The 14,098-nt window shown below is 64.1% G+C and carries 13 protein-coding genes; 8 read left to right on the plus strand and 5 right to left on the minus strand.

Features of this window, described 5'->3' with window-relative positions; genetic code table 11:
- Window positions 1-133: 133 nt before the first annotated feature.
- Together RAD15_RS12675 and RAD15_RS12680 are read right to left on the minus strand one after the other, a co-directional pair.
- On the minus strand, window positions 134-2,065 hold the full coding sequence (locus tag RAD15_RS12675; RefSeq protein WP_458177802.1) for an AMP-binding protein: 1,932 nt from the start codon (window positions 2,063-2,065) through the stop codon (window positions 134-136).
- Window positions 2,062-2,883 carry an ABC transporter ATP-binding protein gene (locus RAD15_RS12680; RefSeq protein ID WP_458177804.1) on the minus strand — a complete coding sequence of 274 codons (822 nt, stop codon included), beginning with the start codon at window positions 2,881-2,883 and terminating at the stop codon, window positions 2,062-2,064. The genes RAD15_RS12675 and RAD15_RS12680 overlap by 4 nt, the downstream gene beginning before the upstream one ends.
- Window positions 2,884-3,220: 337 nt before the next feature.
- Between RAD15_RS12680 and RAD15_RS12685 the strand changes: the two genes are divergently transcribed.
- The gene (locus RAD15_RS12685; RefSeq protein ID WP_458177806.1) at window positions 3,221-3,895 is read left to right on the plus strand and encodes a Crp/Fnr family transcriptional regulator; all 675 of its coding nucleotides are present in this window, start codon (window positions 3,221-3,223) and stop codon (window positions 3,893-3,895) included.
- A 15-nt stretch (window positions 3,896-3,910) separates the two neighbouring features.
- Here RAD15_RS12685 and RAD15_RS12690 read toward each other — a convergent pair whose 3' ends face one another.
- The gene (locus tag RAD15_RS12690) at window positions 3,911-5,173 is read right to left on the minus strand and encodes an MFS transporter (RefSeq protein WP_458177808.1); all 1,263 of its coding nucleotides are present in this window, start codon (window positions 5,171-5,173) and stop codon (window positions 3,911-3,913) included.
- Between the two features lie 123 nt (window positions 5,174-5,296).
- Window positions 5,297-6,139 carry a uroporphyrinogen-III synthase gene (locus RAD15_RS12695; RefSeq protein WP_458177810.1) on the minus strand — a complete coding sequence of 281 codons (843 nt, stop codon included), beginning with the start codon at window positions 6,137-6,139 and terminating at the stop codon, window positions 5,297-5,299.
- Between the two features lie 155 nt (window positions 6,140-6,294).
- Between RAD15_RS12695 and purU the strand changes: the two genes are divergently transcribed.
- Window positions 6,295-7,158, plus strand: coding sequence for a formyltetrahydrofolate deformylase (purU, locus tag RAD15_RS12700; protein ID WP_458177812.1), 864 nt, complete (start codon window positions 6,295-6,297; stop codon window positions 7,156-7,158).
- Between the two features lie 137 nt (window positions 7,159-7,295).
- On the opposite strand, the gene RAD15_RS12705 is transcribed toward purU, so the two are convergent.
- Window positions 7,296-7,589: a hypothetical protein gene (locus RAD15_RS12705; RefSeq protein ID WP_458177814.1), complete on the minus strand. Its 294-nt coding sequence runs from the start codon at window positions 7,587-7,589 to the stop codon at window positions 7,296-7,298.
- A gap of 590 nt (window positions 7,590-8,179) precedes the next feature.
- Here RAD15_RS12705 and RAD15_RS12710 point away from each other — a divergent pair.
- From RAD15_RS12710 to RAD15_RS12735, 6 genes are all read left to right on the plus strand, one after another.
- A complete protein-coding gene (locus RAD15_RS12710) occupies window positions 8,180-9,358 on the plus strand; it encodes an ABC transporter substrate-binding protein (RefSeq protein WP_458177816.1) in 1,179 nt (392 codons plus the stop codon).
- 167 nt (window positions 9,359-9,525) lie between these two features.
- Window positions 9,526-10,395 carry a branched-chain amino acid ABC transporter permease gene (locus tag RAD15_RS12715; protein WP_458177818.1) on the plus strand — a complete coding sequence of 290 codons (870 nt, stop codon included), beginning with the start codon at window positions 9,526-9,528 and terminating at the stop codon, window positions 10,393-10,395.
- An 8-nt stretch (window positions 10,396-10,403) separates the two neighbouring features.
- On the plus strand, window positions 10,404-11,432 hold the full coding sequence (locus tag RAD15_RS12720; RefSeq protein WP_458177820.1) for a branched-chain amino acid ABC transporter permease: 1,029 nt from the start codon (window positions 10,404-10,406) through the stop codon (window positions 11,430-11,432).
- Window positions 11,429-12,184 (plus strand): ABC transporter ATP-binding protein, encoded by a 756-nt coding sequence (locus RAD15_RS12725; protein ID WP_011088691.1) that lies wholly within the window; start codon window positions 11,429-11,431, stop codon window positions 12,182-12,184. Before RAD15_RS12720 ends, RAD15_RS12725 begins: the two co-directional genes overlap by 4 nt.
- The gene (locus RAD15_RS12730) at window positions 12,177-12,893 is read left to right on the plus strand and encodes an ABC transporter ATP-binding protein (protein ID WP_458177823.1); all 717 of its coding nucleotides are present in this window, start codon (window positions 12,177-12,179) and stop codon (window positions 12,891-12,893) included. The genes RAD15_RS12725 and RAD15_RS12730 overlap by 8 nt, the downstream gene beginning before the upstream one ends.
- Before the next feature lie 71 nt (window positions 12,894-12,964).
- Entirely contained in the window at window positions 12,965-14,083 is a 1,119-nt protein-coding gene (locus RAD15_RS12735; protein ID WP_458177825.1) for a cobalamin-independent methionine synthase II family protein, read from the plus strand.
- Window positions 14,084-14,098: the final 15 nt, after the last annotated feature.

Raw genomic sequence — 14,098 nt, forward strand, 5'->3', positions numbered from 1 at the left:
GGTTGTCTCGGCAATGACGGTGTGGCGAGAGGACCCCTCACCCGAGCGAGGGTTTGGTGGGCAGCGGAGATGCCCTCTCCCGCAAGGGGAGAGGGCGCATCGACTGACATCGCGGGTAGGACTGGAACCGAGTTCACTCCGCAGCCTCCGCCATGTGCCCGTGTCCGCCGAGGTCCACCACGCGCAGCGTGGTGCGCACACGCTGCGTGGTCCCGTCCTGGAAGCGGATCACGGTGTCGACGGGGATGTCGGCATCGCCGCGGTAGATCGCGTCGATGATGCCTTCGTATTTCTCGTTAATGACGCTCCGGCGCACTTTGCGGGTGCGGGTGAGCTCGCCGTCGTCGGCATCGAGCTCCTTGTAGAGCAGCAGGAAGCGCGAGATACGCTGCGCCGGCGGCAGCGTGGCGTTGACGGTCTCGACCTCCTTGCGGAGCAGCGCGTAGACCTCCGGCCGCGAGGCGAGGTCGCTATAGGTCGTGAAGGAGAGGCGGTTCTTCTCCGCCCATTTCGAGATGATGGAGTAGCGGATGCAGATCATCGCCGCGAGCGCGTCGCGGCCGGCCCCCAGCACCACGGCCTCGGCAATGTAGGGCGAGAATTTCAGCTTGTTCTCGATGAATTGCGGCGAGAAGCGCTCGCCGCGCGAGGTCTCGGCGAGATCCTTGATGCGGTCGATGACGACGAGCTGGCGGTTCGCGTTGAAATAGCCAGCATCGCCCGACAGCATCCAGCCGTCCTTGATGTCGGCGACGCTCGCCTCGGGGTTCTTGTAATAGCCGAGGAACATGTTGGGATGTCGCACCACGATCTCGCCGACGCCGTGGACGTCGGCATTGTCGATGCGGATCTCGACGCTGTCGGCCATCGGCACGCCTGTCGTATCAGGATCGACCTTGCCCTCGGGATGCAGCGTGTAGGCGCCCAGCAGCTCCGTCTGGCCGTAGAGCGTGCGCAAAGGCACACCCATGGCCTGGAAGAATTTGAAGGTATCGGGGCCGAGCGCGGCGCCGCCGGTGGCCGCCGAGCGCAGCCGGGTGAAGCCGAGGCGGTCGCGCAAGGCGCGGAACAGGATCGCGTCGGCAAAGCCCGAATGCTTGCCCTGTGCGAGTGCGGCGAGCCCGGACTTCATGCCGATGTCGAACAAGCGCTGCTTGAAGGGCGTCGCGTCCATCACCTTGGCGCGGACATCGGCGGCGATGGATTCCCAGACGCGCGGCGCGAACAGCACGAATGTCGGCGCAATCTCGCGCAGATCGTTCATCATCGTGTCCGGCTCTTCGACGAAGTTGATCTTCATCCGGCAGAGCAGGCCTTTGCCGAGCACATAGACCTGTTCCATGATCCAGGGCAGCGGCAGCACCGAGACATATTCGTCGTCCGGCCCCTTGGGATCGAAGGCGAGATAGGTTGCGCAATGGCTGAGCACGCGGCCGGCGGCGAGCATCGCGAGCTTCGGATGCGATGTCGTGCCTGACGTGGTGCAGAGGATCGCGACGTCCTCGCCCTTGGTTGCGTCGACGAGCCGGTCGTAAAGCTCCGGCTCGCGCGCGGCGCGTGCGCGACCGAGCTCGGCGAACTTTTCCGCCGACATCAGCCGCGGATCGTCATATTTCCGCATGCCGCGCGGATCGGAATAGATGATGTGCTTTAGTTTGGGCACGCGGTCGGCAAGCGTAAGCAGCTTGTCGACCTGCTCCTCGTCCTCGGCGAACACGAGCTGCGCCTCGCCGTAGTTCATGAGATAGGAGGCTTCCTCGTCGAGCACATCGCGATAGAGTCCGAGGCTCAATCCGCCGATCGCATGGGTCGCCACTTCCGCCGCGACCCAGTCCGGCCGGTTGTCGCCGATGATGCCGATGACGTCGCCGCGGCCAAGGCCCAGCTCGACGAGACCGAGCGCGAAGTCGCGCACGCGCGTCTGGTAGTCGCTCCAGGTGAACAGGCGCCAGAGCCCGAGATCCTTCTCGCGCAGCGCAATCTCGTTGCCGTGCTCTTTCGCATTGAGCCGGAGCATCTTCGGATAGGTGTCGGCCTGCGCGACGCGCCCCGCATAATCCATCATGCCGCGCACTCCGGGGCAGCGGGCTTGTCGTCGGGATCGACCAGCACCTCGTCCTCTTCGCCGAGATAGGCGCGCTTGACGTGGGGATCGGCGAGGACCGCGGCGGGATCGCCCTCGGCGATCTTGCGGCCGAAATCCAGCACCATGACGCGGTGGGAGATGTCCATCACCACGCCCATGTCGTGCTCGATCATCACCACCGTCATCCCGAACTCTTCGTTGAGGTCGACGATGTAGCGGGCCATGTCCTCCTTCTCCTCGAAGTTCATGCCGGCCATGGGCTCGTCGAGGAGAATGAGGCGCGGCTCCAGCGCCATGGCGCGGGCGAGCTCGACGCGCTTGCGAAGACCGTAGGAGAGGGTGCCGGCCTGTGCTTTTCGCACCGACTGGAGGTCGAGGAAGTCGATGATCTCCTCGACCTTGCGGCGGTGCTCCAGCTCTTCCTTGCGCGCGCCGGTGAGCCAGTACAGCGAACCCGTGAGAAAATTGTTCTTCAGGAGGTGGTGGCGGCCGACCATGATGTTGTCGAGCACGCTCATATGATGGAACAGCGCAAGATTCTGGAAGGTTCGGCCGATGCCGAGCGAGGCGCGGGCGTTCGGTGTCAGGCCGGTGATATCGCGGTCGCCATAGAAGAGCTGGCCTTCGGTCGGCTTGTAGCGACCGGAAATACAGTTCACGATCGAGGTCTTGCCGGCGCCGTTGGGGCCGATGATCGAGAACAGCTCGCCCTCCTTGATGGCGAAGCCGACATCGGTCAGCGCGCGAACGCCGCCGAATCGCAGGGACACGCCGCGCACTTCGAGACTGGTAGCCACCAAACGAATCCCTCCCGGTGATGGCGCTTGATTGGCGCTCTTCGTCCGTTCCTGTCGGGCGATCCTAGTACGACCGTGCCGGCCAGACCATGCAGCTATTGGTCTCGACCGGACCGGCAAGGCTTTCGTTCCCGTTCGGGATCAAAGGCCGCATCGCCCGAGGTGGTCCTCAATAGGGGAAAGCGCTATTTTGAAATGTCTCCCGCCTGACAATTCTGCGACAAAGTTTTCGGGTGGCGGCGGCCTCCACCTTTCGTCGGATGGGGAATGGGAACGGCTATGCTGCAATGCAGCAGAAAGAGCGGAGTGACGAAACGGTGCGGCTGGCCTCTCGATCATGATCTCAGATGATCAACTGAAGCGCATCGCCGCCTGGTCGCGCGAGCTCACGCAAGCGGAGATCGCGGTCGCTCGAGCTGGAATCACGGAGCGGTCCTACGGCACCGGCGAAACCGTGTTCATGCGCGGCGACACGTTCGATTATTGGGCCGGCATGGTCTTTGGCCTTGCCCGAATGGGCGGGGTCTCGCGCGACGGCAAGGAGACGAGCCTTGCCGGGCTGACGGCAGGCGCCTGGTTCGGCGAGGGCAGCGTGCTCAAGAACGAGCCGCGCCGCTATGACGTGGTCGCGCTGCGCAACAGCCGAGTCGCGCTGATGGAGCGCAGCGCCTTCATGTGGCTGTTCGAGAACAGCGTCGGCTTCAACCGCTTCCTGGTACGCCAGCTCAACGAGCGGCTCGGCCAGTTCATCGGCATGCTCGAGGTCAACCGAACCCTCGATGCGACCTCGCGGCTGGCCCGCAGCATCGCCTCGCTGTTCAACCCGATCCTCTATCCCGAATCGACGGCGCATCTGGAGATCACCCAGGAGGAGATCGGCGCGCTCTCCGGCATGTCCAGGCAGAACGCCAACCGCGCTCTGAATCGGCTGGAGAAGGAGGGGCTGCTGCGATTGGAATATGGCGGCGTCACGATCCTCGATATCGAGCGGCTGCGCGGATACGGAGATTAGGGCGTGGAGAATCCGTTACCGCCCATTGGCGGGAGCGTGGACCGGCCAGAGATCGGCACGCCAGCGGATCGCGATCGCCAGCATCGCGAACATTCCTGACGCGGCATAGAGCGAGCCCGTCGCGGAATAGCCGATGATGTCGATCAGGCCGCCGGCCGCGAGCAACCCGAGCGGCAGGCCGTAGATGACCATCATGCGCACGCCCATGACGCGGCCGCGAAGGTGCGCGCTCGCGGAGCGCATCAGGATCACGGCGGCAGAAATCATCGACATGCTCTGGGCAATACCGGTCAGCACGAGGCAGGCCATGGCCACCGGCATGGTCCTGATTTCGACGAACACCAGCAGCATGGCGTACCACGCCAGCGTTGCGCCGATCAGCAGCCGGGCAATCCGCAGTCCACCGACCAGGCTGAGCGTGATCGAGCCGATCAGCGAGCCGACAGCGAAGCTCGCCGAGAGATAGCCGAGACCGGTCTGGTCGGTATGGAAAATGTCCCGCGCGATATAGGGCAGCAATCCTCCGGTGAACGGAAATGCGGTGAGATTGGCGAGGAAAGCGACGCACAGTGCGGCGCCCATTCCCGGGCCATTCCAGGCGTAGACGATCCCTTCCTTCAGCTCGCCGAGCAATTTTGAAACGGCGTGGCTGTTCGCCGGCAGATCGGTCGTGACAACGGATCTTTGCGGCCGGGTCAGGCAGAACATGAGAATTGCTGCCACGAGGTAGAGGCTGGCGACCGCCGCATAGACCAATCCAATGCCGAGCACGGCGAAGAGGCCGGCTCCTGTCAGCGCTCCGACAATGCGGGCGCTATCCTGGGTCGTGCGTGACAGGCTGATCGCACCGACCAGCTGCTCCGCCGGCATGATGTCGGCGAGCAAGGCGCTGCGAAGGCCGAGATCGGAGGAGCGGATCAGGCCCATGATCGTCACGATGATCATGACGTTGAGCGGCGCCAGGTGCCCGGTCAGCGCCAGCACCATGATGGTCGAGGCGAGCAGCGTATAGACAAGACGCATCGCCACCAGGAGATCGCGATGACCCATGCGGTCACCGATCATGCCGAACACCGGCGCGACGAGTGTCCCGACGAACTGGAGCGAAGCAAGCACGGTCAGCAGCAGCACCGAGCCGGTCTCGACCAGGATGTACCAGCCGAGCACCAGCGTCTCGATCTCGAACGCCCATGAGGTGAGCAGGTCGGATGGCCACTGGAAGCGATAGTTGCGGATGCGGAATGGCGCGAGCGCCGAAGGCCGCGCGGCTGCGCTCACGACGCGATGACGCGTGTCACGGCGATTCCCTTGCCTTGTTGTTTCTTCTTGCTGTTCGGCAACCTAGCGGTGACGCGACGCCTGTCAATCGCAGCCGCTGCAGGCCGCCCCCGCGCTCGGCTCTTACCTCGCTGCGCTTGCCGCCTTCCGCTCCGCGAGCGCACTCGCCATCGCCGAGATCAGCGGGCGCATGAAATAGGCGTCATCCGCCGGCGAGACGTCCGTGCGCAGGCCGTGTGCGGCGAGCTCGCCGGAGACCGCCGGGCCCACCGAGGCAATCAGCGTCCGCTCGAAACCTGCGCGCAGCTTCGCCTCGCTGCCATGCGCCTTCGCGGCCTCGATCAGGCGGCGGACCTGGCCGAGATTGGTCAGCGCGACGGAATCGATCCGCCCCGCCGCCATGTCGTCGATGGCGGTGACGATGCTGGCATCGGCTGCCTTGGAATCGTAGACATAGGGCAACACGGTATCGACGTCGGCACCTTGCGCGGCAAGCGCCCCGGTCAGCGCACCGTGGTCCTTGTCGGGATAGAGCTGCAGGCCGAGACGATGCCCCTTCAGGTCGAGCTTGCCCAGCATCTCGATCACGCCCTCGGTGGTCGGCTTCTCCGTGGTCTGCTGCGCCTCGAGGCCGACCTCGCGCAGAGCCTTGCCAGGCTTCGGCCCCCGGGTGAACTTTCGCGATCCGGCAAGGGCCGCGACAAGCGCGCCGTCGAGCCCGCGGGCGCGGGCGAGCTTCATGACCCGCCGCAGGCCTTCACCGGTCATCAGCACCAGATCGTCAAAAGGCTGGTCGATCGCGCGGCGGATCCAGGCCTCGATCGGGGCAGGGTCCGGCGCATCCTGGATGGTGAACATCGGGCATTGCACGACCTCGGCGCCTTGTTCGGCCAGGAGCTTCGAGAACTGCGCCTCTTCGCGCGTTTCCAGGATCAGAATGCGGTAGCCGTTCAAGCGGTCGGCCATGGGCGTGCTCCAGTATAAATCGCAATGGTACGTTCATCCTGACTCTGCGCCCGGGATTGGCGCAAGGGTCGCGTCAGTGCTAGAGCAGGTCGCAAATCGCGGGTCGTTCCGCATCGTCTGCCCAAACCTTCATCAGAGCCATTTCTTCAACAGCCATGCCCGATCATCAATATGTCCTGACCCTGTCCTGTCCGGATCGCCCCGGCATCGTCTCGGCGGTGTCGACTTTCCTTGCCCACAACGGACAGAACATTCTCGACGCCCAGCAGTTCGACGACGTCGAGACCAAGAAGTTCTTCATGCGCGTGGTGTTCACCGCCGCCGATCTCGCCGTGGAGCTGTCAGCGCTTCAGACCGGCTTTACCGCCATCGCGGAGCGTTTCGGCATGGACTGGCAGATGCGCGACCGCGCCGCGCATCGCAAGGTGATGCTGCTGGTGTCGAAGTCCGACCATTGCCTGGTCGACATCCTCTATCGCTGGCGCACCGGCGAACTGCCGATGACGCTTGCCGCGATCGTGTCGAACCATCCGCGCGAGGTCTATGCCGGGCTCGATTTCGGCGACATCCCGTTCCACCATCTGCCGATCACCAAGGACACCAAGCGCGAGCAGGAAGCGCAGATCCTCGATCTCGTCGCCAGGACGGGGACCGATCTGGTCGTGCTCGCCCGCTATATGCAGATTCTGTCCGACGATCTCTCGGCCAAGCTGTCGGGACGCTGCATCAACATCCACCACTCGTTCTTGCCGGGTTTCAAGGGCGCAAAGCCCTATCACCAGGCCCATGAGCGCGGCGTCAAGCTGATCGGCGCGACCGCCCATTACGTCACGCGCGACCTCGACGAAGGCCCGATCATCGACCAGGATGTCGAGCGCATCAGCCATCGCGACACCCCGGAAGATCTGGTTCGCAAGGGGCGCGACATCGAGCGCCGCGTGCTGGCGCGCGCGATCCGCTACCATCTCGACGATCGCGTCATCCTCAACGGCCGCAAGACCGTGGTGTTCGTGGATTAGGGCGGGAGTCATTCCGGGGCGATGCGTCAGCATCGAACTCGGGTGCGCAATTGCGCACCCGAGAATCTCGAGATTCTCAGGTGCGCAATTGCGCACCATAGTTCGCGCTTCGCGCGCCCCGGAATGACGGCTGAGTCTTACCGCACCGCGTTGCCCGACGCAGATCCCGTCGTGCCCTTCTGCGCCTGCTCTTCCTTCTCGCGATCGGCGGCCGGCAGCAGCCGTTTGCGTTCGCGCTCCTTCATGTAGGCGTCGTATTGCGGCGTGCCCGGCCTCGGCGGGGCATCGGCCGGCAACCCGCCCGCCCATTGCGGGACGTAGTCGCCCATCCCGGCGGAGAGCTTTTCGTTGACCGTGCCACAGCCTGCAAGGCTGGACGCCAGCAGGGCGATGAGGGCGGCGATCGAAGGCGAACGGAAACGCATGAGCATCTTCTGGGTCGTGCCCGGTCGGGCGCGGATGAGGGGGCGCCGAATGGAGCCAGGCGCGGACTCTAGTCCTCAATAAGTAAAATTGGCCTATTCGAAGACGGATTTATCTGTATACACAAAGGTAATATAGTAAGCAAATTTTGGCCTTGTGGAGGTCTTCGTGACTGATATGGTATACATGGCGTATTCAGTGGAATTGGAGGTTCGGCCGGGCCTCGGCAGGCAGAGGCAGCGACGAAGCGTTCGGGATGTTCAAATTCTGCAAGTGAGGGGCTGAACTCTCCATCGACGCCGCCGAGGGGCCTCTTAGGGTGCCGCACCACCAGGTCGCGACAAACTGCCCTGTGCAACGAAAGGGGCTTTTTCGTTGACAGGACCATATTATTTGTACAATCGTACAAATGTCTCCCCCGCCGTCGATCCGACCACGCGGCTTGTGCCGAATGGTCGCCCAACGTCCGATTGACAACGGGGTTGCAGAGGACGCCATGTGGCCGCACGGCAGGGCTTGTCCGTAAGTTAAAGCGCGGCAAGGACCGGGTACTCGGTCCGGCGCACAAGAGGTCAGGAATGAAGGGGAGGGACATCTGATGTTCGAACGCAAGATTTTTTCGCGCACCGCAGCAGCGGCCGCCATCGCCGGCCTCGCGGCCGTAGCACCGGCCAAGGCGGAAGATACCGTCAAGGTCGGTCTGATCCTGCCGATGACCGGCGGCCAGGCCTCGACCGGCAAGCAGATCGAGAACGCGATCAAGCTCTACATGCAGCAGAAGGGCGACACCGTCGCCGGCAAGAAGGTCGAGATCATCCTCAAGGATGATGCTGCTATCCCCGACAAGACCAAGACCGCCGCGCAGGAGCTGATCGTCAACGACAAGGTCAATTTCATCGCCGGCTTCGGCGTGACGCCGGCCGCGCTCGCCGCCGCGCCGCTCGCGACGCAAGCCAAGATCCCGGAAGTGGTCATGGCGGCCGGCACCTCGATCATCACCGAGCGCTCGCCCTATATCGTGCGCACCAGCTTCACGCTGGCGCAGTCCTCGACCATCATCGCCGACTGGGCCGTGAAGAACGGCATCAAGAAGGTGGCGACGCTGACCTCGGACTACGCGCCGGGCAACGACGCGCTGAACTTCTTCAAGCAGAACTTTACCGCCGGCGGCGGCGAGGTCGTCGAAGAGGTCAAGACGCCGCTCGCCAATCCCGACTTCGCGCCGTTCCTGCAGCGCATGAAGGATGCCAAGCCGGATGCGATCTTCGTGTTCGTGCCCGCGGGACAGGGCGGCAACTTCATGAAGCAGTATGCCGAACGTGGTCTCGACAAGGCCGGCATCAAGGTGATCGGACCGGGCGACGTCACCGACGACGATCTGCTCAACAACATGGGCGACGCCGTGCTCGGCACGGTCACCGCGCACCTCTATTCCGCCGCGCATCCCTCGCAGATGAACAAGGATTTCGTCGCGGCCTACAAGAAGGCGTACGGCACCCGTCCGGGCTTCATGGCGGTGAGCGGTTATGACGGTATCCACCTGATCTATGAGGCGCTGAAGAAGACCAATGGCGACACCGACGGCACCAAGCTGGTCGAAGCCATGAAGGGCCAGAAGTGGGAGAGCCCGCGCGGCCCGATCTCGATCGATCCCGAGACCCGCGACATCGTGCAGAACATCTACATCCGCAAGGTCGAGAAGGTCGACGGCGAGCTCTACAACGTCGAGTTCGCGACCTTCGAAGCCGTCAAGGATCTCGGCAAGACGAAGAAGTGACGCGCGAAAGCGCGTCATCCCCGAGCGCGCCTAGCGCGCGTCGGGGATCTCATGCCCCTTGCTCCGCGTCATGCCCGGGCTTGACCCGGGCATCCACGCGGAAGCCCAGACAAGAACGTGGATGGCCGGGACAAGCCCGGCCATGACGGACAACCCAAGCTGAGACGATGACCTCTATCCTCACCAACCTGTTCGATGGCGTTGCTTACGGCATGCTGCTGTTCGTGCTGGCCTGCGGGCTCGCGGTCACGCTCGGCCTGATGAACTTCGTCAATCTTGCGCACGGCGCCTTCGCCATGGCCGGCGGCTATGTCTGCATGGTGCTGGTCAACCGCATGGGCTGGCCGTTCTTTGCCGCGCTGCCTCTCGCTTTCGTTTCCTCAGCCGCGATCGGCATCGCACTCGAGCGGACGCTCTATCGTCACCTCTATACGCGCAGCCATCTCGACCAGGTGCTGTTCACCATCGGCCTGACCTTCATGTCGGTCGCGGCCGTCGACTACATCCAGGGCTCGTCGCGGGTCTTCATCAATCTGCCTGCCGCGCTCCAGGGCCAGTTCGATCTGTTCGGCGTCGGCATCGGCCGCTACCGGCTGATGATCATCGTGATCTGCGGCCTGCTCACCATCGGCCTGCAGATGGTGCTGGCGAAGACGCGTTTCGGCAGCCGGCTGCGCGCCGCGGTCGATGATCCCCGCGCCGCAAGCGGCCTCGGCATCAACGTGCCGCAGGTGTTCGCCTTCACCTTTGCCTTTGGTTGCGGGCTCGCGGGCCTCGGCGGCGCGCTGAGTGCCGAGATCCTCGGCCTCGATCCGTACTTCCCGCTGAAGTTCATGATCTACTTCCTGATCGTGGTCACCGTCGGCGGCTCGTCCTCGATCACCGGCCCGTTCCTGGCCTCACTCCTGCTCGGTATCGGCGACGTCGCCGGCAAATATTACGTGCCGAAGATGGGTCCCTTCGTGATCTACACCATGATGATCGTGATCCTGATCTGGCGACCGAACGGCCTGTTCGGCCGCACGGCCGCGCGTTGAGTTTGCCGATGAGCGCTTCCTCCGACGTCGGTTATCACGCACAGCGCCAGGCGCGCTGGCACTATGGCGAAGCTGTCTTCTGGCTCGTCGTGCTGGCTTGCGGCTTCGCATTTCCCAACCGCTATCTGATCATGACCGACATCCTGCGGCTCGCGCTGTTCACGATGTCGCTCGATCTCATCCTCGGCTATGCCGGCATTGTCTCGCTCGGGCACGCCGCGTTCTTCGGCGTCGGCGCCTATGCCGCGGGACTGCTGGCCCTGCATGGTATCATCAACGAGCCCGTGCTGGCGCTTGTTGTCGCAGGGCTTGCCGCGATGGTGCTGGGCTTCGCCACCAGCTTCCTGGTGATCCGCGGCGTCGATCTGACCCGCCTGATGGTCACGCTTGGCATTGCGCTGCTGCTGGAAGCGCTCGCAGAGCGCTTCTCCAACATCACCGGCGGTACCGACGGCTTGCAGGGCATCGAGATGCAGCCGATCTTCGGCGAGATACCGTTCGACATGTTCGGCAAGACCGGCTTCTTCTATTCGCTGGCCGTCCTCTTTCTGCTCTTCCTGTTCGCCCGCCGCGTCGTGCATTCGCCGTTCGGCCTGTCGCTGCGGGCGATCAAGAACAATCCGCTGCGCGCCGCCGCGATCGGCATTCCAGTCAACCGCCGCCTGATCGCGATCTACACGCTCGCGGCGTTCTATGCCGGCATCGCAGGCGCGCTGTTCACCCAGACCACCGCGATCGCCTCGCTCGACGTGTTCGCTTTCGAGCGCTCGGCCGATCTGATGCTGGTGCTCGTGATCGGCGGTACCGGCTATCTCTATGGCGGTCTGGTCGGCGCGGTGATCTTCCGCATGCTCCAGGAAGTGTTCTCCACCATCACCCCGCAATACTGGCAGTTCTGGATCGGCCTCGTGCTGGTCGTGATCGTGCTGGTCGGCCGTCAGCGCCTGCACCGCTGGGTGCTGTATGTGCCGAACCTGATCATCAAGCAGGTGATGGGGCGCAAGGCCGTCGTCGCCGTGCCGGAGAGCGATTCATGACCATCGCGCTCGAAACCCAGAATCTCGAAAAGCAGTTCGGCGGGCTGCGCGTCACGCGTGACCTGTCCTTGAAGATCGAGCAGGGCGCCCGTCACGCGCTGATCGGCCCGAATGGTGCCGGCAAGACCACGGTCATCAACCAGCTCACCGGCGTGCTCAAGCCGAACTCGGGCCGCATCCTGCTCGAAGGCCAGGACATCACGGATCTGCCGGTGCACAAGCGCGTGCTGCGCGGCCTGTCGCGCACCTTCCAGATCAACCAGCTCTATCCCGACCTGACCCCGCTCGAGACCATCGGTCTTGCGGTTTCCGAGCGCCTCGGCCATGGCGGCGACTGGTGGCGGCGGATGGGCACGCGCAGCGACGTCAACGGCGAGATCGCCGATCTGCTCACGCGCTTCCATCTGCTCGACGTCATGAACGAAGAGACGGTGACGCTGCCCTACGGCAAGCAGCGCCTGCTCGAGATCGCGGTCGCGATCGCGGCCAAGCCGCGCGTGCTGCTGCTCGATGAGCCCGCCGCCGGCGTGCCCGAGAGCGAGCGCCACGACATTCTGGCCGTCGTCGGCGCGCTGCCGCGCGACGTCACCGTGCTGCTGATTGAGCACGACATGGATCTCGTCTTCTCCTTTGCCGACCGCATCTCGGTGCTGGTCTCGGGCGCGCTGCTCACGGAGGGCCCGCCCGAGCAGGTCGCGCGCGATCCGCAGGTGAAGGCGGTCTATCTCGGCGAGGAGGCGGTCAATGTCTGACCTGCTCGCGATCGACGCACTTCGCGCCGGCTATGGCGAGGCGGTGGTGCTGCCCAACATGTCCCTGCGCCTTGCGGAAGGCCAGGTTCTGGCGTTGCTCGGGCGCAACGGCACCGGCAAGACCACGCTGATCAACTCTATCGTCGGCGTCACCCGCCGCTTCTCCGGCTCGGTCGCGCTCGCCGGCACCGACGTCACGACGTTGCGTCCCGACCAGCGGGCGCGCGCCGGCATCGGCTGGGTGCCTCAGGAACGCAACATCTTCCGCTCGCTCACGGTGGAAGAGAACATGACCGCGGTGGCGCAGCCAGGCCCGTGGACCGTCGAGAAGGTCTACGAGATGTTCCCGCGGCTGAAGGAACGCCGCAGCAATTTCGGCAACCAGCTTTCCGGCGGCGAGCAGCAGATGCTGGCGATTGGCCGTGCGCTGACCCTCAATCCGAAGGTCCTGCTGCTGGACGAGCCGACCGAGGGCCTTGCCCCCATCATCGTCGAGGAGCTCTTGAAGGCGATCGGCACCATCACCCGGGCCGGCGGCATCTGCTCGATCATCGTCGAGCAGAATGCCCAAAAGATTCTGGGGCTCGCCGACCGCGTTGTGATATTGGAGCGCGGAACGATCGTCCACGACGCCGCGAGCGCCGCGCTAAAGGCCGACCCGTCCGTCCTGGAACGCCACCTCGGCGTTGCCGGAGCGGCCGCCCACTAATCTTCGCCTCTCCCCGCAGGCGGGGAGAGGAAGTACAACGAGCGCCGACTGAAATTTCGGGAGAAACAAGAATGCAGCGAACCAAAGCCCCCTTCCGCGCCGACGAGGTCGGCAGCCTCCTGCGTCCTGCGAAGATCAAGGAAGCCCGCGCCAAACTCGAGAAGGGCGAGATCTCGGCCGACGACCTGCGCAAGATCGAGGACATGGAGATCGAGAAGGTCGTGCACAAGCAGGCCTCGGTAGGCCTGAAGCTCGCGACCGACGGCGAATTCCGCCGCTCGTGGTGGCATTTCGACTTCCTGGCCAAGCTCACCGGCTGCGAGCTGTTCCACCCCGACGCCGGCATCCAGTTCGCGGGCGTCGAGACCCGCCACGACGCTGTACGTGTGATCGGCAAGCTCGACTTCCCCGACGACCACCCGATGCTGGATCACTTCCGCTTCCTGAAGAAGTGTGCCGACCAGGCCCATGTCACCGCCAAGATGACGATCCCGTCGCCCGCGGTGCTGCACTTCCGCGGCGGCCGCAAGGCGATCTCCAAGGATGTCTATCCCGATCTCGACGCTTTCTACGAGGATCTCGGCAAGACCTACCGCAAGGCCGTGAAGGCGTTCTACGACGCGGGCTGCCGCTATCTGCAGTTCGACGACACGGTGTGGGCCTATCTCTGCTCGCAGGACGAGTTGCAGAAGGCACGCGAGCGCGGCGACAATCCGGATGGTCTCCAGCAGATCTACGCGCGCATCATCAACTACGCGCTGGCCGAGAAGCCCGCCGACATGGTGGTGACGACGCACGTCTGCCGCGGCAATTTCCGCTCGACCTGGATTTCTTCGGGCGGCTACGAGCCGGTCGCCGAGACCCTGCTCGCCGGCACCAATTACGACGGCTACTTCCTCGAATACGACAGCGACCGCGCCGGCGGCTTCGAGCCGCTGCGCTTCCTGCCCAAGGGCAACAAGGTCGTCGTGGTCGGCGTCATCACCTCGAAGTTCGGCGAGCTCGAGAAGAAGGACGACATCAAGCGTCGTCTCGAAGAGGCCTCGAAATTCGCGCCGCTGGAGCAGCTCGCGGTGTCCCCGCAGTGCGGTTTTGCTTCGACGGAAGAAGGCAACATCCTCTCCGAGGAAGAGCAGTGGGCCAAGCTCGGCCTTGCGGTCGAGATTTCGAAGGAAGTGTGGGGTAACTGAGCTCCACGTCCTCTT

This window comes from Bradyrhizobium sp. 14AA (genome assembly GCF_054185205.1).

Coding starts and splice junctions, on each gene's coding strand:
- RAD15_RS12705 (WP_458177814.1), bottom strand. CDS start 7,589: ATGCTCATGCGTTTCCGTTCGCCTTCGATCGCCGCCCTCATCGCCCTG.
- RAD15_RS12730 (WP_458177823.1), top strand. CDS start 12,177: ATGTCTGACCTGCTCGCGATCGACGCACTTCGCGCCGGCTATGGCGAG.
- RAD15_RS12715 (WP_458177818.1), top strand. CDS start 9,526: ATGACCTCTATCCTCACCAACCTGTTCGATGGCGTTGCTTACGGCATG.
- RAD15_RS12720 (WP_458177820.1), top strand. CDS start 10,404: ATGAGCGCTTCCTCCGACGTCGGTTATCACGCACAGCGCCAGGCGCGC.
- RAD15_RS12710 (WP_458177816.1), top strand. CDS start 8,180: ATGTTCGAACGCAAGATTTTTTCGCGCACCGCAGCAGCGGCCGCCATC.
- RAD15_RS12695 (WP_458177810.1), bottom strand. CDS start 6,139: ATGGCCGACCGCTTGAACGGCTACCGCATTCTGATCCTGGAAACGCGC.
- purU (WP_458177812.1), top strand. CDS start 6,295: ATGCCCGATCATCAATATGTCCTGACCCTGTCCTGTCCGGATCGCCCC.
- RAD15_RS12735 (WP_458177825.1), top strand. CDS start 12,965: ATGCAGCGAACCAAAGCCCCCTTCCGCGCCGACGAGGTCGGCAGCCTC.
- RAD15_RS12675 (WP_458177802.1), bottom strand. CDS start 2,065: ATGATGGATTATGCGGGGCGCGTCGCGCAGGCCGACACCTATCCGAAG.
- RAD15_RS12725 (WP_011088691.1), top strand. CDS start 11,429: ATGACCATCGCGCTCGAAACCCAGAATCTCGAAAAGCAGTTCGGCGGG.
- RAD15_RS12685 (WP_458177806.1), top strand. CDS start 3,221: ATGATCTCAGATGATCAACTGAAGCGCATCGCCGCCTGGTCGCGCGAG.